Raw genomic sequence first — 18,396 nt, 5'->3', positions numbered from 1 at the left:
TTCGTAAATCTACGAGTAATTCGTAATAATCCAAATTTTTTTACACTTTTTAACAATTTAGTTTTGTAACTTTTTAATGATTTTATAATAACCGTTGCAACATTCAATTGAAGTACTTACATTTAATGACTTAAATATGACAATATGCGCCTGAACAAAAAAATTACCGTTATAGCCAGCTTGTTTCTTGCTGTTACAGTCTTAGCATCAATGACATTGCAGCAACAGCCACAAGGCCCGCCACAACCACCACCAAGCAACTTAAAAGTGCTGCCAAAAAAACTAACCCGCCAGCAGGTTAGTAAAATAATGGATGAGTGGGCATCATCATTAGGTGTACGTTGTAATTATTGCCACGCCCGCGATGAAGCGGCTAACAGGACTGATTATGCCAGCGATGCTAAACCAGAGAAAGAAATGGCCCGCCATATGTATAAAATGATGGTAACCATCAATAAAAAATTCTTTAAAGCAGGCGACAAAGACTCGTTAGGCATGGTTAAATTAACAAGCGTTAATTGCTACACCTGCCATAATGGTAAATCAAAACCTGAATTGACTGTGCCAAAACGCCCCGCTTTTGGTGGTCCGGGTGCCAGGCCGCAAGGCGCTCCGCCGGCAGGTGGTGCACCGGCAGGCACACCGCCAATGGGTGGCGCACCGGCTGGTGCCCCCAGACAAGGATAAGCAAAGCCTTTAAACAAATAAGCTCCCCGGGTTTTCCGGGGAGCTTATTTGTTTAAATAGGTTTATGGTTTTAAATATTATTGGTCGCGTGGGTTTTTACTACCTCTGCATTTCTTTGGGTGGTTGCCGTATTGCCAACTGTCGGGTTTACAATTAGCATATAACATTTAACAAACAAAATAAACAAAACAAAGGCAACTAAAACAAAGTTTTGCAGGTCTTCCTTTGTTTTAAGCACGCTATCTGTACGGTTTGTAAGATTATCCATTCTTATAAGTTGTAATCGCTTTTTGTTTAATACGGAGAACTTGTTTTAAATGTTTTATTAAATTGTAAATATTTTTTATGGTTATGCTAACGGGGACCTCAATATCGCCTTTTAACAAATTAGATTAATACAACAATTCTGTTACATTTATGGCTATGCAGAAGATTTTAATTGCTAACCGCGGCGAGATCGCGTTAAGAATAATGCGTTCCGCGCGCGAGATGAATATTAAAACGGTTGCCGTTTATTCTGCCGCGGATAGAAATGCTTTGCATGTTCGATATGCCGACGAAGCCGTTTTTATTGGCGAGGCCCCGTCTAACCAATCTTACCTGGTTATTGATAAAATTATTGCAGCGTGTAAGCAAACAGGCGCAGACGGCATACATCCCGGCTATGGCTTTTTAAGCGAGAATGCCGCGTTTGCCCGCGCCGTGCGCAATGCGGGATTAATATTGATAGGTCCATCGCCCGAGGCTATGGAGGTGATGGGTAATAAACTATCAGCAAAAGCGGCCGCTATGCAATATAACATCCCCATGGTGCCCGGCACCGAGGAAGCCATAACCAATGTTAACGAAGCTAAGCAACGCGCCGTAGAAGTGGGTTTCCCTATCCTGATAAAGGCTGCGGCGGGCGGTGGCGGCAAAGGCATGCGTATTGTTGACAGGGTTGAGGATTTTGAGGAACAAATGCAATTGGCTGTATCCGAAGCTACTTCGGCATTTGGCGATGGTTCTGTTTTTATTGAACGGTACGTTTCATCACCTAAACATATTGAGATACAGGTTTTGGGTGATACACATGGCAATATTGTACATTTATTTGAGCGCGATTGCTCTGTACAACGCCGCCATCAAAAAGTGGTAGAGGAAGCACCATCATCAGTTTTAACGCCGCAGATACGGGAACGGATGGGACAGTGCGCGGTAGATGTGGCCCGCTCTGTAAACTATACCGGTGCAGGTACGGTGGAGTTTATCATGGATGAACAGCTCAACTTTTATTTTCTGGAGATGAACACCCGCCTGCAGGTAGAGCACCCGGTTACCGAGCTGATAACCGGCATTGACCTGGTTAAAGAGCAGATTCGTGTTGCAAGCGGAGAAGCGCTCAGTTTTACACAAAATGACCTGAAAATAAACGGGCATGCTGTAGAGTTACGTGTTTATGCCGAGGACCCCGCCAATAATTTTTTACCGGATATTGGCACCTTGCAAACTTATGTAACGCCCAAAGGACCGGGCGTTAGGGTAGATGATGGTTTTGAGCAAGGCATGGAGATCCCTATTTATTACGACCCGATGATAGCCAAGCTGGTTACCTATGGTAAAGACCGCGAGGAGGCCATTGAGCGGATGATCCGCGCCATTGACGAGTACATTATTACCGGGATTACCACAACCTTAAGCTTTGGTAAATTTGTAATGCAGCACGAAGCATTCCGCAGTGGTAATTTTGATACGCATTTTGTTAAAAAGTATTTTACGCCCGAGGTGCTTAATGAAGATAATGAGCAGGAAGCTATGATAGCCGCGCTGATTATGGAGCGCTTATTAAGTAAGCCGCAAAATAGGGTAGCGGCTGCATCGTCAGAAGTAACGGCATGGGTAAAAAATCGAAAAGAAATATAGACTTGCCGCTTGTTACACCGTTACGCGTTTAAGCGAGCGGAAGTAGATAAAAATAATTGCCGCTGTAAAAGCCATCGGTATAAAAAAGCTGATCTTAGCAAACAGCACCAACAAAATAAATGACAGTGGTAACAACGCTACACAGCAAATAATAAACCCTAAAACGGTACTACCCCAGGTGGCTTTATTAAAATCTGCAAGTTCATAGCCCTTGCTTAAAAAATACGTAAGCGGAAGCGTATAGCATGATATTACAAGTATAAACCGCAGAAAATCAAGACTGAAAATCCACTTAACATTGAACTTATTCATTAATGCAGGGATATATTCTGCCAGGAGTATCAGTAAAACCAAGGGCAGCACTACACACAAAATGGCGTTATAAGTTTTGATATTAATGCGAGAGAATGAAATACCTTGCATAGCATTTAGATTTAAGTTTACCTAAATTACATTATTCTTTTAAGAAAGCAGTTTTTTAAAGATATATTTATTAATAATACCACTAAACACTGATGCCCGAAGCCCTAAATACCTCGCAACGCTTGCGGTCAATAATTGGCGGCTCATTAGGTAACCTGGTGGAGTGGTATGATTGGTATGTTTACTCGGCCTTCGCGCTATATTTCTCGGGTGCTTTTTTCCCATCGCAAAACCAAACGGTGCAACTGCTTAACACAGCCGGAATATTTGCTATCGGTTTTTTAATGCGACCTACAGGCGGCTGGGTAATGGGCACTTACGCAGACAAAAAAGGCCGTAAAAAAGCATTAACAGCCTCGGTTTTAATGATGAGTGTGGGTTCGTTTATCATCGCCATAATTCCCGGTTACGATAGGATAGGCGTTGCAGCACCCGTGCTATTGGTACTGGCCCGTATTATACAGGGCTTAAGCGTGGGTGGTGAATACGGCACAAGCGCCACATATTTAAGCGAAATGGCAACACAAAAACGCCGCGGCTTTTACTCGTCATTTCAGTATGTAACCTTAATAATGGGGCAACTGCTGGCGCTGGGTGTTTTGGTAATATTACAACGTGCCTTTTTAACCGAGGAACAGTTGCATAGCTGGGGTTGGCGCATTCCGTTTGCCATAGGCGCGGTTTTGGCCGTCAGCGTTATGTATTTAAGGCGGAGTTTGCAGGAGTCGGTAACGCTGGATACGAATAGTAAGGAAACCCAAGCGCGTGGCACCTTGCGGGCGTTGGCCGCACATCCAAAAGCCGTGTTCACTGTTATAGGCTTAACCATGGGCGGCACTTTAGCCTTTTATACTTTTACTACTTATATGCAGAAGTTTCTGGTTATCACATCCGGCTTCAGCAAAAGCGATGCTACGTTGATATCCACCCTAACATTAGTGTTTTTTATGCTGCTGCAACCTGCTTTTGGCGCGTTGTCTGACAGGATAGGCCGCAAACCTTTGCTTATTGCATTCGGCATATTGGGGGCTGGGGCAACCGTGCCCATACTTACAACACTTAGCCATACCAACAACTTTTGGGTTGCCTTTGCATTGATAATGACTGCCCTGGTAATTGTAAGCGGCTACACCTCTATCAATGCTGTGGTAAAGGCAGAACTTTTCCCGGCAAACATACGTGCGCTTGGGGTAGGCTTTCCTTATGGCATAGCAGTTTCATTATTCGGCGGAACTGCGGAACCGGTAGCGTTGTTGTTTAAGGATAAAGGTCATCAGGATTGGTTTTATTGGTATGTTACGGGGTGTATACTGGTGTCGTTAATTATCTACGTAATGATGAAGGATACGAAGAAGTATTCTAAGATAGAAGAAAGCTCCTCCTAAATCTTCCCCCGGTAGAAAGACTTAATATCAATAGCAGGTGAAAGTCCGCCCCTCCCCAGAGGAGATTTCGATGTCATTAATTTAAGAAACTCCGGTAGGAGTTAAAGGTCGGTAGAAAAAACACAAGCAGAGAAAAGCGTGCCGTAGGTACGCAACTTAGGGGGCATACCTACGGCATGCAGGATTATCTTTCCACTTATTTCTACCGACCTTTTGCGTCTATGACGCACCTGTTTTTTCGACGACCTTCTTAACTTTAAGACATTTGGGATAGATTTAGAGGCGGCTCACTACACCAGTCCCGAAATAATATTAATGCTCAACGCCACAATAGCCGTATTAAAAGCAAAAGCTATAAGGGCATGAAAAAGCGCCAGCCGCCGTATGCGGCGCGAGGAGATCTCTACATCAGACACCTGAAACGTCATACCGATAACGAAGGAAAAATAGACGAAATCAAGGTAATCGGGATCTTGTTCATCGCCGGGAAAATCCAGGCCACCAACAGGTTTGTTGGCATGCTCCGGTTCATAATATAAATGGGCGTAACGCAACGTAAACAGCGTATGCACCAGCCACCACGAAACCAGTACCGATGTTAAAGCTAATATTACCGGAAAAGCCACACCCTCGCCGGTTTTACCTTTGGCCGATAGCAATAGAAATATAATAGCGCCCAAACTCATTATAGACGAAGCAATAACGAAAAGGAAAATAAACGTACGGTTAGAATCTTCCAGCTTGGCATTTTTCCGCACTTCCTTTGGATCAGATGTAAATATGATGATCCAATCCATAACAATAACCGTAAAGGCAAACGCTATCCATACCATTAAAATAGCTGCGGGCGTAGACTGGCTGCTGCGGGTTACAAAGAATGCAGCTATGGCCACTATCAGCGCTATCAAAAAGCGGTAATGCGCATCAAGCCTGAAAAATAGTTGGCGTTCGTTTTGTTTGGCGCTCATGTTGAGTGATTGTTAGCTCATGGTTTATGGTTGATAGTATGAAACATGAACTAAATAAACTTGTTATATTTACAATAATACGCCGATGTGGCAGGTTTTGTACAATTTGTAACAACGGTACACCTTTTGCAATCTAAATTAAAAAACATAAACTAAGAAAAATGAAAAAATTACTCGCAGCAATATTAGTAATAGTAGGTGCAATGTCGTTAAGCTCGTGCAGCTATAACAGCATGGTGCAATTAGACGAGAATGTTAAAGGCAAATGGGGCGCTGTACAAACCCAGTACCAACGCCGCGCCGATTTGATACCTAACCTGGTAGCCACCGTAAAGGGCGCTGCAGATTTTGAGAAAAGTACGTTGACAGCGGTTATTGAGGCCCGCGCTAAAGCTACCTCGGTACAGGTTGATCCAACAAAATTAACTCCTGAGTCAATTCAACAGTTTCAGGCAGCTCAGGGTCAGTTAAGTTCAGCTTTGGGCCGATTGTTAGCTGTTTCTGAATCATATCCGCAATTAAGGGCAAACGAAAGCTTTATGGGCTTACAGGCTCAATTAGAAGGTACAGAGAACCGTATTACCGTAGCACGTAAAGACTTTAACGATGCTGTGCAGGATTACAATACCAAAATACGTAAGTTCCCTGCTAACCTAACTGCCAAAATGTTCGGCTTTACAGAGAAGGGTTACTTCCAGGCCGAAGCCGGATCAGACAAAGCACCAACTGTGAAGTTTTAATTTATTGAGTGAATGAGTGAATTGTGAATGTTCATATCGGCATTCAGCAATCACTAATTCACTCAATCACTAATTCACTAATTACACCCATGAGCCTATTTAACGACGACGAGCAGCAGCAGATAAAAGATGCTATAGCTAAGGCTGAAAAAAACACCTCGGGCGAGATACGCATCTGCGTTGAAAAAACCTGTAAGGATGAAGTGCTTGACCGCGCCGCCAAATATTTTTATCAGCTGGATATGGATAAGACCAGGCTGCGTAATGGCGTGCTTATTTATCTGGCCACTGTTGATCGTAAGTTTGCCATTATTGGCGACGCCGGGATAAATAAAATGGTTCCGGTTGATTTTTGGGATACCACCAAAAACGAGATGCTGGAACAGTTTAAGCACGGCAATTTAATTGAAGGAATAGTAACAGGAATTACACGTGCCGGCGAAAAGCTGGGTGCATTTTTCCCTTGCGCGCCCGATGATGTGAACGAGGTATCAGACGATGTTGCTTTTATGGACGGCGAATAAACGTAAACCCATGTTTAAAAAACTTTTAATATTTTCTGGTCTGCTTTTGATGGGCCTGGTTTCTTTCGCGCAGGATTATCCTGAAAAATCAAGCACACTGGTAACCGATTTTACCAACACCCTTTCGGCTGATGAAAAGCAGCGACTGGAAGACAAACTGGTTGCGTTTGATGACTCCACATCCATCCAGATAGCGGTGGTGATGATGCATTCCATTGGCGACCATGATGTAAACGAGTACGCTACAGAGTTAGGCCGCCGCTGGGGAGTAGGGCATAAGGGCAAGAACACCGGCATAGTGATACTGGTAGCTAAGGATGACAGAAAACTATCCATCCAAACCGGTTATGGCATGGAAGGGCAGTTGCCTGATATAATTACGCAGCAGATCCGCGTAAAAGAAATGAACCCGCGCTTTAAAGAGGGTGATTTTTATGGCGGACTGAATGCCGGTACGGATGCCATTATAAAGTACAACAAAGGCGAATACAAAGCTGATGCGAAACCCGCGCGTGTAAAACACAATGGTAATGGAGACGGCGGTTCAGGAATAGGCATTATAGTAGCTATAATAATAATTATACTGATAGCCATATTCCGTAAAGGCGGCGGTGGTGGCGGCCAGGTAATTGGCCGTCGTGGTGGCTCAAGCGCTTTTTGGTGGATGCTGGCCGGTTCTATGATGAATAGCGGCAACAATCGCGGCGGTGGCGGCTGGGGAGGTTTCTCCGGCGGTGGCGGCGGTTCTGGCGGCGGCGGTGGTTTCGGCGGTTTCGGCGGCGGTAGCTTCGGCGGCGGCGGCTCGGGCGGCAGTTGGTAGGGTTTTTTTAATGAGTAAATGAGCGATTTAGTGAATGAGTGAATAGTTATTGTTGATCTAACCATTTTCTCATTCACTAAATCACTCATTCACTAAATCACTCAATAAATAATTATGTACCGGGATATAGTAATGGATGAGATAGAGAAAACCGGGCTCATAATAGCCAGGATTTTCGGGATCAAAGTTGACCGTACTCATCAGGAATATAAAAAGGAATTTGAAAAAGCGATTGGAAACGAATACAAAACTGAACTGGAAACAATTCTGGCATTAAATCAGGATGAATTTGAAGACCTTATTAAATCAGACAAATACAGCTCAGCAAAATTAAATGCATTAAGTCAGATATTGTATGTTTTTGCTGAGCCGTTTAAGGATGACGAAGCCACGCAAGCGCTGCTTAAAAAAGTGATGGCTATTTTTGATGTTTTAGAACAAAAATATCGCTTTCAAACTTTCGATAATATTACCAAACGAAATGCCATTTATAAGTATTTTAATATCAGTTAATGAGTGATAATTTGAAGTGGACGCTCCTGAGTTCACAGTATGTACATAAAGGCCCATGGGCCACTTTACGTGCCGATAAGTGCCAAATGCCCGACGGCAGAATTGTTCCTGAATATTTTGTTTTAGAGTACCCTAATTGGGTAAATGCAGTAGCTGTTACTCAGGAGGGTAAAATACTAATGGTGCGTCAGTACCGCCATGCTGCAAACATTGTTTCTCTTGAAATTCCGGGTGGTGTTATTGATGGCGATGAAAAGCCTGAAGATGCCATGCGCCGCGAATTGCTGGAGGAAACCGGCTACCGTTTTGATAGCATGGAGCCGTTATGTACCATTTACGCCAACCCCTCAACCGCTAATAACAAAACGTTTTGCTACCTCGCCACCGGTGGGGTAAAGGTGCAGGAACAGGAATTAGATGACCACGAAGAACTTATCATTGAAGAATACACGATTGATGAAGTTAAACAGCTTTTGGCCGATAATAAGATAGCCCAAGCTTTGCATTGTACATCTTTGTTTTACGCCCTGGGTAAAATGGGGAAGTGACGAATATATAACTAAGCTTAAAAAAAATTGTCATTTCGATGGAGCAGCGGGAGGCTTGTGGATGGCGCGACAGAGAAATCCATACACTGCTGAGCCACAGGACGGGCTTGTGTATAGATCTCTCACTACGTTCGAGATGACATTTAACCCGCCTATTTAAGCGTGTCGTTTGGATGCACAGAAATTGTCATTTCGAGCGTTAGCGAGAAATCTATACACTGCTGAGCCACAGCACAGGTTTGTGTATACATCTCTCACCGCGTTCGGGATGACAGTCTTTGTTTTATTATATTAATCCTCCGTAAAGGTTTGCATATCTATCAGCTTACGGTATAAACCGTTATGCTGCATCAGTTCCTGGTGATTGCCCTGCTCAATAATTTTTCCGCTTTCAAGCACCACAATAACATCAGCGTTTTGAATGGTGCTTAACCTGTGCGCTATAATAAGCGAGGTACGGTTCTTCATCAGGTTATTCAGGGCATCCTGCACCAATTTTTCTGATTCTGTATCCAAGGCAGATGTTGCCTCGTCAAGCAACATAATAGGCGGGTTATTTAACACCGCGCGCGCTATACAGATCCGCTGCCGCTGCCCGCCCGATAATTTTGCTCCCCTGTCGCCTATATTAGTTTGATACCCCTGCTCAGTCTCTATTATAAAGTTATGGGCGTTGGCAATGCGCGCGGCTTCTTCAACCTGTTGCGGTATTACATCCTGTTTACCAAAAGCTATGTTGTTGTAAATAGTATCATTAAAAAGGATAGACTCCTGGTTAACCACACCCATTAAATTACGAAGCGAATTGGCAGTAACCTGTTTCAGGTTTTTACCATCAATAAATATATTGCCCTGCTGCGGATCCATAAAGCGGGGTATCATATCCATCAGCGTTGATTTACCACCGCCCGAGGGGCCAACCAAAGCTACAGTTTTACCTTTTGGTACCACAAAATTTACGTTAGATAATACTGTTCTGTCACCATAGGCAAATGATACATCTTCAAATTGAATCCCTTCTTCAAAAGACGTAAGGGTAACCGCGTCTTCAGCATCGCTGATAAGTGGTTTCTCATCTATTAGTTCCAGCACGCGCTCTCCGGCAGCTATGCCGGAGTGTATATTGCTGAAAGCGTCAGATATGGCCTTGGCCGGGCGCATTACCTGCGAAAATATGGCTATGTAAGCTATAAAATCTCCACCGGATAGTTTTGATGTACCATCCAATATCATCCCACCACCATATAACACAATGCCGGATACCATGATAACACCCAGTGTTTCTGATACAGGAGAAGCCGACTGTTGTCGTTTCGCCATGGACCGTAAAAGTGATGAGTAGCGCTTGTTTTCGTCGTTAAAGCGCTGTTTTATAAAAGCCGAGGCATTAAATGCTTTAATTATGCGCACGCCTGAAAGCGCTTCATCCAGGTAGCTTATCATCGTGCCAAACCGCTGTTGCGATTCAACCGCCTGCGCCTTTAAGCGCTTAACAATGCGCGATATTATAAAGCCCGAAACAGGTACAACCAGCAATGAAAAAAAAGTGAGTTGAGAGCTTATTAAAAATAACGTAACAACATAAAATATGAGCTGAACAGGCTCTTTAAAAATAACCTGCAGCGTGCCTGTAACCGTGTATTGCACCACGGTTACATCAGATGCTACCTTAGATATGATATCGCCTTTGCGTTCATTGTTAAAAAAGCCAAGGTGCAGGTCCATAACATTATTAAAAACCGCCTTACGTAAGTTTAAAACGGTGTGCAGCCTTAGGTTTTCCATAATGCGCTGCGAAGTGTACCTGAAAATATTGCTCAATACAACTGATATCACTATAATACTGCACACGACCTTAAGCGCAAATTTGCCGTCGTAATGCACAATAAGATACTGCACATAGTACTTAAACATCCCCATAATATCAGTCCATGACGATGGCTTAACCGCCACTGCCACCTCAGCAATGCCGGTTTTTGTTTCAGAAAACAAAGTCTGCAACAAGGGAGCTAAAAGCGCCAGATTAAGGGTGTTAAATACAATTGCCAATAACGTTACCAACACATACGGTACCGCAAATTTTTCAATTGGCTTGGCAAAGGAGAGTAGTCTGAAATAAGTCTTCATTTAAAAATTAATGGAGCAAAACTATGCAAATTACAGGCTATTACCGCATAACCTGTTGGTAAACATTTATAGTTTGCATCAGTGTGTTATCAAAATCAAACAAGTTTAGGCGCTGTTTGCCTTTTGTTCTTAACTCCGCTTGACGATTTTTATTATTGATGACCTCCTCTATTGCGTTAGCCATAGATTCCTGGCTGGTAGGGTCGAAGTACTGCGCGGCATCCCCCCCAACTTCGGGCAGGGATGAAGTATTGCTCATAATAACCGGGCAATTATTATAAAAAGCTTCCAATACGGGCAGGCCAAAACCCTCATAAAGCGATGGGTAAACAAATGCTTCGGCATTGGCATATAAGGCGGCTAGCTCCCCATCGCTGGCGGATATTTGTTGCACACGGTCGGCAATATTATTATCAATTAAAAGTCGGTGTTCATCAGCCGTAAAACTTCCGCCGCCTGAGCATATCAGCTGTAAGGTGTGCGTTAACAGCAATGGCGCCACTGCGTTGATAAACGGTTCAAAATTTTTATAAACCGCCCTGTCGCCAACAAACAGCAGGTATTTATCAGGTCTTTTAAATTGTACGGCGGGGGCCAAATCGCTATTCATTTTATAACCGTGGTACACTACGGTTATTTTCTCGTCAGGTATTTTATAGAATTTTTGCAGGTCTCGTTTGGTGCATTCTGATATCGCAATGATATGATCGGCTTTATTAATAACCTGCGCCTTGTAACCGGCAGTCAAAGGGTCTTGCTTGGCAAAATAATGCGGATACAATTCGTGTATCATATCATGCACCGTTACTACAAAAGGCTTTTTTACCGATGATAAAAAATAAGGATCATAATAGGTGGGGTGAAACACATCATAATCGCCTTGCTTTAACAAATGCCTGCAATACCATTTATTGTATTTATCGCGGCGCGATTGCTTTTTAACCAATTGCTCAAACAAACTACCTGCAGGTAAACTATCTTTTGAGATATAAGCGTTGTGGGTAAGTAATAATCCAAGCTTTGACGTTGCCCCTTTGGTTGTTTTTAAACCATAGTGCAAATTGGCGAAATACCTGGAGATACCGCCATATTTTTGGTTAGTAAAAGCCTGATGATCAAAAAGTATTTTCATTTAATTAATGCAAAATAGCAACATGGCAAAGCCACAAGCTCTATAGCGCAACCTTGCAAATATGAAAATAAAGTATGGGTTTAGGATTTTTATTCTGGATGTTAGAATTACTTTTTCTTACCCATAGCAGCATCGTCTTTTGATGCCGATTTTTTACCTGCCTGATAATCAGAAGTAGATGTTTTGCCTCCAACCGCAGGTGCTTTTTTTACGTTTTTAACGCCTTTGTCTTTACTCATGGTTTTAATTTTAAATGGTCTGTAGCTTTCTTTGTTTTTATTATCAGAACAAAAAAAAAGCATCCCGGTATTCAGGATGCTTTTCTTGTAATAATAGCTATGATTAAATGACTCTAACGTTAATAGCGTTAAGGCCTTTTTTACCTTCTTCTACATCGTACTGTACTTGATCATTCTCACGGATCTCGTCTATTAAACCCGTTACGTGAACAAAAATATCGCTTCTGTTCTCGCTTTGCGAAATAAATCCAAAACCCTTTTGGTCGTTGAAAAATTTCACTGTTCCTTCTTTTTGCATTTTATTGTATTTTAATAAGTACGCAAGGTACGCATTAAAACCGGGCTATTTTTACCGTAGATAAAATATTTTAACAATATGTTAAATGGATGGCAAAAAAATAGCCACCCGGTCAGGGGTGGCAGTAGTAGTAATTATAGATCAGTTAAAAAGAAGGATTAAAATTTAAAGCCAAACGCAAGTTGTAAAGCCTGGTGTTTGTATTCGGGCACATAGCGGTTACCATTAGCATTAGTGCCTTTCAGGTCAATGGTATACCGCGCATTTACGTTAACATGATTGTTAATATCTACGCCCGCGCCTATAACGCCAGCGAAAAAAGTTTTTATGCCACTGTACTGGTAAAAGCCGCGTACAGATTCATCAAAACCCTCATTATAAAGGTTGTTTGACGAAAGCAGGTGCGATATCTGCGGCCCGGCAAACACATTTAATTTATTCCCCGCATTTAGCTTAACGTAAACGGGTATGTCTAAAAATTGCGAATGCTGGCTAAACCTGCCTGATTGCGTTGTTGCTGCATAGCCCTTTTGCGAATAAAGCGCTTCGGCACCAATTGAAACCAGGTAGGAAACCGGATGGTTGTAGGTAAAGCCCAGGCTAAATCCTGCCAGCGCTCCCGTATCATAATTGCTTTTTGATGCGGGCACGGCATTTGAAAATGCTGCACCCATAGTAAAGCCGAAGCGAGGCCTGAAGGCGTCGTCATAATCTGCACGGGCGCCAAAAAATTGCTGCGCGCTGGCATTAACTGTAATAAATAGTCCAATAAGTAGATAGAGAGTCTTTTTCATAGCATTATAATTTACTATTGTTAACTATAGCTTATAAAATTCTCTCTGCGCAGAAATTACCGTTGTATACGATGTTTATGACAAAGAGTTGCATTAGTCTGTATTTTTTTAAATTACTTTTGGAATGTTTATGAGATCCTTTAAAAAAAATTCAGCCTTTTGTTTATTTATAACTGTTTTGTTTTTTGCAAATACCGCATTTGCTCAACAAGGAAGTTATATCCAACTATTGGGCCAACCCAACCAATGGGTTGATTCTGTGTACAATAAGCTCAATAAAAAGCAACGGATAGCGCAGCTATTCTTTGTTAGGGCGCATACCAATAAGGGTAAAAAATACGAAGATTCTGTAGCTAAAGTCATTCATAGTCAGCACGTTGGCGGTTTGGTTTTCTTCCAGGGTGGGCCGGGAAGGCAAGCTAGCCTGATAAAAAGGTATCAGCGGGAAAGCAGGGTGCCGCTATTAATAGCCCAGGATGGGGAATGGGGAATTGGTATGCGACTGGATTCCACACTTTTATACCCATATCAGATGACATTGGGTGCCATACAAGGCGAAAGTCTGATCTATAAAATGGGGCAGCAAATAGCGTACGACTTTAAGCGTTTAGGTATGCACATGAATTTTGCGCCCGTGATGGATGTGAACAACAATCCGGATAATCCTGTTATAAACTACCGCTCTTTTGGCGATAATAAATATAACGTGGCAAGTAAAGGCCTGGCCTACCTTAAAGGTATGCAGAGCGCAGGGCTGCTAACCACTACTAAACATTTCCCCGGTCATGGCGATACGAATGTAGATTCGCATTATGATTTGCCACTGCTTCCGTTCTCGCGGCAGCGATTGGATTCGCTGGAGCTATATCCTTTTAAACAGGCAATTGAAGGCGGCGTTAGCGGCGTTATGATAGCGCACATGGCTATACCTGCTTTAGATGATACTAAAAATCTCCCTTCTACCTTATCGCGCAAAATAGTTACCAACCTGTTAAAAGATTCACTGGGCTTTAAGGGCCTGGTTGTTTGCGACGCCATGGAAATGCAGGGCGTAATAAAATACTTTCCGGATGGCGAAGCGGAATTAAGGGCTTTTATGGCAGGTAATGATATCATTGAGCTGTCTATGGACTCAAAAGAGGCAATTCATAAAATATTAAAGGCTATGCGCCACCATAAATTAGCTGCCGAAGAGTTTGAAGCTAAAGTGAAAAAAGTGCTAATGGCCAAGTATTGGGCGGGATTAAATAAGCCGCAGGAGGCGAATGTTAAAAATGTTGTAGCCGATTTAAATCGCCCGGCAACTAAAGAGCTGATAGAGCAATTAAGCAATGCAGCAGTAACGCAGTTACGTGGCAGTCCGCGCGATCTGCAACTAAATCCGCTTTTACAAACTGCTATTATTGGTGTGGGCATAACTAATCCTTCAGCTTACGAGGCAGAGTTGCGGCGCTGGTACCCTAACAGTACATTGTTTTTAGTAAACAAAACCACACCTGTTGAAGAGCTCAACAGCATTATAAAAGCCTTACCCCAATATACCCAGGTATTTGTAGGCGTGCATGATACCCGCACCCGCCCGCAAAGTAAACTGGATTACAGCGCCGGTGTAACTCAGTTTGTGTCTACGGTAGCCGCGCGCGAAAATACAGTTATCAGCTTTTTTACCAACCCCTACGCCCTGGCAGGTATAACGGGCATTGAAAAGGCCCGCGCCTTATTAGTTTGTTATCAAAATAGCGAGGAGATGCAGCAAGCGGCTGTAAAAGCCATTACCCAGCAAATTAAGCCAATGGGTAAGCTGCCGGTTAGTATAAATGGGTTTTTCCGTACGGGAGCGGGGCAGGTGGGGTTGTAAGGGGGATATTTTACAACTACGCCGTCATGTCGAATTTATTTCGGCATCTCATTATACTACATGTAGCCTATCGATTGGCATTCATCAGGAAAGTTTATAAAACTATCTTGCGTGAATGTCATGTGGGATGCCGAAATAAATTCGGCATGACATCCGTTTAATTTCTGCAATGCCCTGCCGTTTTCTATCTTTATTCTCTTATGCAAACCGATCCCAACAAATACAATATAAAATTTCAACAGGCGCTGGCGGGTTTAAACCCCGAGCAGTTGGCCGCCGTTAATAAAATGGATGGCCCGGTGTTGGTTATTGCCGGGCCGGGTACGGGTAAAACGCAAATATTGGCAGCAAGAATCGGTAAAATACTCACCGATACCGACGCCCTGCCAAGCGAGATTTTGTGCCTTACCTATACTGATGCAGGTGCTGTTGCCATGCGCAAACGCTTGTTTGAGTTTATTGGGCCGGATGCTTATCGCATTAACATATATACCTTTCACGCGTTTTGTAATGAGGTGATCCAGGAAAACCTGGAGTACTTTGGAAAGTTGAACCTGGAGCCGCTGTCTGACCTGGAATCGGCTATGTTGTTTAGGGAATTGGTTGATGAATTTCCGAATGACCATCAGCTAAAGCGCTTTACCGGCGATGTTTATTACGATGTACCTCGTCTAAAAGATCTGTTCTCTACCATGAAGCGCGAGAACTGGGACGAAGCATTTATTGAAAAAGCCATTAAGGAGTATGTTGATGACTTGCCCAACCGCGAAGAATTTGTTTACAAACGTGCCAACGCAGCCAGAGGCATCAAAGTAGGCGACCCGAAGCAGAAGGATATCGATAACGCGCATGATCTGATGAAGAAATTGCTGGCGGCTGTTGCAGAGTATCAAAAATACTCAGCTAAAATGAGTGCCCGCGGTAGGTATGATTATGATGATATGATCATCTGGGTGCTAAAGGCATTCAGGGAAAACCCAGAAATATTACGCCGCTATCAGGAGCGATACCATTATATTTTGGTTGATGAGTTTCAGGATACCAGCGGATCGCAAAACGAGCTGCTTAAATTTTTGCTGAATTATTGGGAAACGCCTAACGTATTTGTAGTAGGCGATGATGACCAGTCTATTTTCAAGTTTCAGGGTGCCAACATGAAGAATATCCTTGATTTTGCGAATGATTATGTAGCAACCCTTTCAACAGTAGTGCTAAAACATAATTACCGCTCTAATCAGCATATTCTGGATATTTCAAAGGCGTTGATTGCCAATAATGCCGAGCGTCTTACCCGTCAGCTTTCTTTGGATAAAAATCTGCGCTCGGCGCATACCCGCTTTATTGAAGATACTATCCATCCCACCATCCGCGAGTACGAGAATCCTAATAAGGAGCTGGTTCATGTTGCACTGAGTATACAGCATTTGGTAGAGGGCGGCACTCCCCCGGGTGAGATCGCCGTTATTTATCGTAACCATAGCCAGGTGGAGGATCTGATACATTTTCTGGATGTTAAAAAGATAGCGGTAAACACCCGCCGTAAAATTGATATCCTTGCCGTTCCATTTGGCGAAAAGATCATCACCATATTAAGATATCTTGCCATGGAGCTGGATTCGCCCTACAGTGGCGATAATCTGCTATTTGAGATCTTGCATTATGATTTCTTTAATATCCCGGTTATTGAGATCGCTAAAGCCAGCATAGCCGTATCAAAAGAGAACTTTAGTACAGCTGCAAATAATCAACCTAAAACATCATTGCGCCGCTACATCAGCGAGTTACGCTCGCCAGCCCAGCCGGGATTATTTGATAAGGTGCAGCACGAGGAGATGAAATATCTGGTTAGCAATATTGACTATCTGTTGAAAGAGGCGGTAAGCACCACACTGCAGCAGCTTTTTCAAAGCGTTATTGCTAAAATGGGTATCCTCAGGTTCATTATGCAGCAGCCGGACAAAGGTTCGTACATGCAAATGCTGACCAACTTTTTTGACTTTTTAAAGGATGAGAGCCGCAAATCGCCCGAAATAAAATTGTCGCATCTGCTGGAAACTATTGACCTGATGAAAGAAAATGGCATTCGATTAGAATTGAACCGCGTTATCTATTCAGACAATGGCGTAAACTTTCTTACAGCGCACGGCTCAAAAGGCTTGGAGTTTGAGCATGTGTTTTTAATAGGCTGCGATAAAAAAACCTGGGACAGCAAGGGCCGCAGCCGCGGTTTTAGCTATCCTGATACTTTAACACAAGCAGCGGCAGATGAAACAGCGCAAAAGGAGGAAGCGCGACGGTTATTTTATGTGGCCATTACCCGAGCTAAGCAGCATTTAACCATATCCTACGCGGGTGCCGACAAAAAAGGGAAAGAGCAGGAAGCATCGCAATTTGTGGGAGAAATTATTGCAGAGACGGATATGATGGTGGAGCGCCCTATGGTTTCTGACGTTGCTATGCTGGAGTTTTATGCCACGCAGTTTAGCGAGGCAGATAAACCAAAGGTTGAGCTGCTGGATACCAACTATATTAACCAGCTGCTGCAAAACTACACACTGTCGGTAACGCACTTAAACAACTATTTAGATTGTCCGCTCCGTTTTTATTTTCAGTGTTTGATCAGGGTGCCGTCGGGTAAAAGTCCGTCGGCTACGTTTGGGCAGGCAGTGCACTGGGCGCTAAATAAGGCCTTTAAATGGTTAAAAGATGATGAGGATAACTTCCCGTCAACAGAGCAGTTTATGAAAGAGTTTAGGTGGTATATGTACCGCAACCGCGACTCGTTTACTAAGGAGGAGTTTAAACTGCGTAATGATTATGGCGAAAAGATCTTACCGCCTTATTACGAACAGAACATACAGGTATGGAACAAAATTGCGGTAACAGAACGCCCTATTAAAAATATTGAGGTGCAGGGCGTACCCATAAAAGGTAACCTGGATAAAATTGAATTTGTAGGCAAACAGGCTACTATAGTTGATTATAAAACCGGCAAAATAAAGAACGCCATAAAAAAACTAAAAGGCCCCGATGATGACCAACCCAACGGCGGAGATTACTGGCGCCAGTCCGTTTTTTATAAGATATTAATTGACAACGACCGCAGTAATGATTGGGAAGTAACTACAACCGTTTTTGATTTTGTGGAGCCAGACGGCGACGATTACCGCAAAGAAAAGGTGGTTATAACACCTGAGGATATTGATACGGTAACAAAGCAGATCACTACTGTGTATGAAAAAATACAAGCGCATGATTTTAACACCGGCTGCGGTAAAAAAGAATGCGATTGGTGCCACTTTGTGCGCAGTAATTTTGCACAGGCTGATGAGATAACGATTAGTGAAGAGGAGGAGGGAGAGGAGTAGTATATCCCACCGATGTCATTTCGATGAGCAGAAGGAGGGGGTAGGTGCGTTGGCGCGATAGAGAAATCTT

The 18,396-nt window shown here is 43.2% G+C and carries 18 protein-coding genes; 10 read left to right on the top strand and 8 right to left on the bottom strand.

Translation table 11 applies throughout. The annotated features are described in order from the left end of the window. Nucleotides 1-144: 144 nt before the first annotated feature. On the top strand, nt 145-687 hold the full coding sequence (locus ACFQZS_RS15420; protein ID WP_377101811.1) for a c-type cytochrome: 543 nt from the start codon (nt 145-147) through the stop codon (nt 685-687). 70 nt (nt 688-757) lie between these two features. On the opposite strand, the gene ACFQZS_RS15415 is transcribed toward ACFQZS_RS15420, so the two are convergent. Continuing rightward, nucleotides 758-955, bottom strand: a complete 198-nt coding sequence (locus ACFQZS_RS15415) for a hypothetical protein (RefSeq protein ID WP_377101810.1) — start codon at nt 953-955, stop codon at nt 758-760. Nucleotides 956-1,110: 155 nt separating this feature from the next. Here ACFQZS_RS15415 and accC point away from each other — a divergent pair, with 155 nt between their 5' ends. Continuing rightward, nucleotides 1,111-2,589: an acetyl-CoA carboxylase biotin carboxylase subunit gene (gene accC, locus ACFQZS_RS15410; RefSeq protein ID WP_377101808.1), complete on the top strand. Its 1,479-nt coding sequence runs from the start codon at nt 1,111-1,113 to the stop codon at nt 2,587-2,589. Between the two features lie 12 nt (nt 2,590-2,601). On the opposite strand, the gene ACFQZS_RS15405 is transcribed toward accC, so the two are convergent. Then, a complete protein-coding gene (locus ACFQZS_RS15405) occupies nt 2,602-3,012 on the bottom strand; it encodes a hypothetical protein (protein WP_377101806.1) in 411 nt (136 codons plus the stop codon). A gap of 92 nt (nt 3,013-3,104) precedes the next feature. Between ACFQZS_RS15405 and ACFQZS_RS15400 the strand changes: the two genes are divergently transcribed. Further along, a complete protein-coding gene (locus ACFQZS_RS15400) occupies nt 3,105-4,397 on the top strand; it encodes an MFS transporter (protein WP_377101805.1) in 1,293 nt (430 codons plus the stop codon). Nucleotides 4,398-4,687: 290 nt separating this feature from the next. On the opposite strand, the gene ACFQZS_RS15395 is transcribed toward ACFQZS_RS15400, so the two are convergent. Further along, nucleotides 4,688-5,365 (bottom strand): DUF1345 domain-containing protein, encoded by a 678-nt coding sequence (locus ACFQZS_RS15395; protein ID WP_377101804.1) that lies wholly within the window; start codon nt 5,363-5,365, stop codon nt 4,688-4,690. A gap of 161 nt (nt 5,366-5,526) precedes the next feature. Between ACFQZS_RS15395 and ACFQZS_RS15390 the strand changes: the two genes are divergently transcribed. The 5 genes from ACFQZS_RS15390 (at nt 5,527) to ACFQZS_RS15370 (ending at nt 8,510) form a co-directional block, all read left to right on the top strand. Next, a complete protein-coding gene (locus ACFQZS_RS15390) occupies nt 5,527-6,105 on the top strand; it encodes a LemA family protein (protein WP_377101803.1) in 579 nt (192 codons plus the stop codon). Nucleotides 6,106-6,194: 89 nt separating this feature from the next. After that, complete coding sequence (locus ACFQZS_RS15385) at nt 6,195-6,629, top strand: TPM domain-containing protein (RefSeq protein ID WP_377101802.1); 435 nt, start codon at nt 6,195-6,197, stop codon at nt 6,627-6,629. A gap of 10 nt (nt 6,630-6,639) precedes the next feature. After that, on the top strand, nt 6,640-7,449 hold the full coding sequence (locus tag ACFQZS_RS15380; protein WP_377101801.1) for a TPM domain-containing protein: 810 nt from the start codon (nt 6,640-6,642) through the stop codon (nt 7,447-7,449). A 114-nt stretch (nt 7,450-7,563) separates the two neighbouring features. Next, entirely contained in the window at nt 7,564-7,962 is a 399-nt protein-coding gene (locus ACFQZS_RS15375) for a hypothetical protein (protein ID WP_377101800.1), read from the top strand. Beyond that, nucleotides 7,962-8,510, top strand: a complete 549-nt coding sequence (locus tag ACFQZS_RS15370) for an NUDIX hydrolase (RefSeq protein WP_377101799.1) — start codon at nt 7,962-7,964, stop codon at nt 8,508-8,510. Before ACFQZS_RS15375 ends, ACFQZS_RS15370 begins: the two co-directional genes overlap by 1 nt. Nucleotides 8,511-8,801: 291 nt before the next feature. Here ACFQZS_RS15370 and ACFQZS_RS15365 read toward each other — a convergent pair whose 3' ends face one another. The 5 genes from ACFQZS_RS15365 to ACFQZS_RS15345 all read right to left on the bottom strand — a co-directional run bounded on the left by ACFQZS_RS15365 (nt 8,802) and on the right by ACFQZS_RS15345 (nt 13,100). Further along, nucleotides 8,802-10,637, bottom strand: coding sequence for an ABC transporter ATP-binding protein (locus ACFQZS_RS15365; protein WP_377101798.1), 1,836 nt, complete (start codon nt 10,635-10,637; stop codon nt 8,802-8,804). 40 nt (nt 10,638-10,677) lie between these two features. Continuing rightward, nucleotides 10,678-11,769: a glycosyltransferase family 4 protein gene (locus ACFQZS_RS15360; protein WP_377101796.1), complete on the bottom strand. Its 1,092-nt coding sequence runs from the start codon at nt 11,767-11,769 to the stop codon at nt 10,678-10,680. Nucleotides 11,770-11,876: 107 nt separating this feature from the next. Next, the gene (locus ACFQZS_RS15355) at nt 11,877-12,008 is read right to left on the bottom strand and encodes a hypothetical protein (RefSeq protein ID WP_377101795.1); all 132 of its coding nucleotides are present in this window, start codon (nt 12,006-12,008) and stop codon (nt 11,877-11,879) included. Nucleotides 12,009-12,111: 103 nt separating this feature from the next. Continuing rightward, complete coding sequence (locus ACFQZS_RS15350) at nt 12,112-12,306, bottom strand: cold-shock protein (protein WP_377101794.1); 195 nt, start codon at nt 12,304-12,306, stop codon at nt 12,112-12,114. 158 nt (nt 12,307-12,464) lie between these two features. Beyond that, nucleotides 12,465-13,100: a porin family protein gene (locus ACFQZS_RS15345; protein ID WP_377101793.1), complete on the bottom strand. Its 636-nt coding sequence runs from the start codon at nt 13,098-13,100 to the stop codon at nt 12,465-12,467. A 130-nt stretch (nt 13,101-13,230) separates the two neighbouring features. Between ACFQZS_RS15345 and ACFQZS_RS15340 the strand changes: the two genes are divergently transcribed. Beyond that, nucleotides 13,231-14,958: a glycoside hydrolase family 3 protein gene (locus tag ACFQZS_RS15340; RefSeq protein ID WP_377101792.1), complete on the top strand. Its 1,728-nt coding sequence runs from the start codon at nt 13,231-13,233 to the stop codon at nt 14,956-14,958. A 200-nt stretch (nt 14,959-15,158) separates the two neighbouring features. Continuing rightward, complete coding sequence (locus tag ACFQZS_RS15335; protein WP_377101791.1) at nt 15,159-18,326, top strand: ATP-dependent DNA helicase; 3,168 nt, start codon at nt 15,159-15,161, stop codon at nt 18,324-18,326. The last annotated feature ends 70 nt before the right edge of the window (nt 18,327-18,396 follow it).

The organism is Mucilaginibacter calamicampi, assembly GCF_042676765.1.
Taxonomy (GTDB): domain Bacteria; phylum Bacteroidota; class Bacteroidia; order Sphingobacteriales; family Sphingobacteriaceae; genus Mucilaginibacter; species Mucilaginibacter calamicampi.
Note: the sequence above shows the minus strand (reverse complement) of the source record. Positions and strands in the feature narration are given on the sequence as shown.

Coding starts and splice junctions, on each gene's coding strand:
- ACFQZS_RS15420 (WP_377101811.1), top strand. CDS start 145: ATGCGCCTGAACAAAAAAATTACCGTTATAGCCAGCTTGTTTCTTGCT.
- ACFQZS_RS15415 (WP_377101810.1), bottom strand. CDS start 955: ATGGATAATCTTACAAACCGTACAGATAGCGTGCTTAAAACAAAGGAA.
- accC (WP_377101808.1), top strand. CDS start 1,111: ATGCAGAAGATTTTAATTGCTAACCGCGGCGAGATCGCGTTAAGAATA.
- ACFQZS_RS15405 (WP_377101806.1), bottom strand. CDS start 3,012: ATGCAAGGTATTTCATTCTCTCGCATTAATATCAAAACTTATAACGCC.
- ACFQZS_RS15400 (WP_377101805.1), top strand. CDS start 3,105: ATGCCCGAAGCCCTAAATACCTCGCAACGCTTGCGGTCAATAATTGGC.
- ACFQZS_RS15395 (WP_377101804.1), bottom strand. CDS start 5,365: ATGAGCGCCAAACAAAACGAACGCCAACTATTTTTCAGGCTTGATGCG.
- ACFQZS_RS15390 (WP_377101803.1), top strand. CDS start 5,527: ATGAAAAAATTACTCGCAGCAATATTAGTAATAGTAGGTGCAATGTCG.
- ACFQZS_RS15385 (WP_377101802.1), top strand. CDS start 6,195: ATGAGCCTATTTAACGACGACGAGCAGCAGCAGATAAAAGATGCTATA.
- ACFQZS_RS15380 (WP_377101801.1), top strand. CDS start 6,640: ATGTTTAAAAAACTTTTAATATTTTCTGGTCTGCTTTTGATGGGCCTG.
- ACFQZS_RS15375 (WP_377101800.1), top strand. CDS start 7,564: ATGTACCGGGATATAGTAATGGATGAGATAGAGAAAACCGGGCTCATA.
- ACFQZS_RS15370 (WP_377101799.1), top strand. CDS start 7,962: ATGAGTGATAATTTGAAGTGGACGCTCCTGAGTTCACAGTATGTACAT.
- ACFQZS_RS15365 (WP_377101798.1), bottom strand. CDS start 10,637: ATGAAGACTTATTTCAGACTACTCTCCTTTGCCAAGCCAATTGAAAAA.
- ACFQZS_RS15360 (WP_377101796.1), bottom strand. CDS start 11,769: ATGAAAATACTTTTTGATCATCAGGCTTTTACTAACCAAAAATATGGC.
- ACFQZS_RS15355 (WP_377101795.1), bottom strand. CDS start 12,008: ATGAGTAAAGACAAAGGCGTTAAAAACGTAAAAAAAGCACCTGCGGTT.
- ACFQZS_RS15350 (WP_377101794.1), bottom strand. CDS start 12,306: ATGCAAAAAGAAGGAACAGTGAAATTTTTCAACGACCAAAAGGGTTTT.
- ACFQZS_RS15345 (WP_377101793.1), bottom strand. CDS start 13,100: ATGAAAAAGACTCTCTATCTACTTATTGGACTATTTATTACAGTTAAT.
- ACFQZS_RS15340 (WP_377101792.1), top strand. CDS start 13,231: ATGAGATCCTTTAAAAAAAATTCAGCCTTTTGTTTATTTATAACTGTT.
- ACFQZS_RS15335 (WP_377101791.1), top strand. CDS start 15,159: ATGCAAACCGATCCCAACAAATACAATATAAAATTTCAACAGGCGCTG.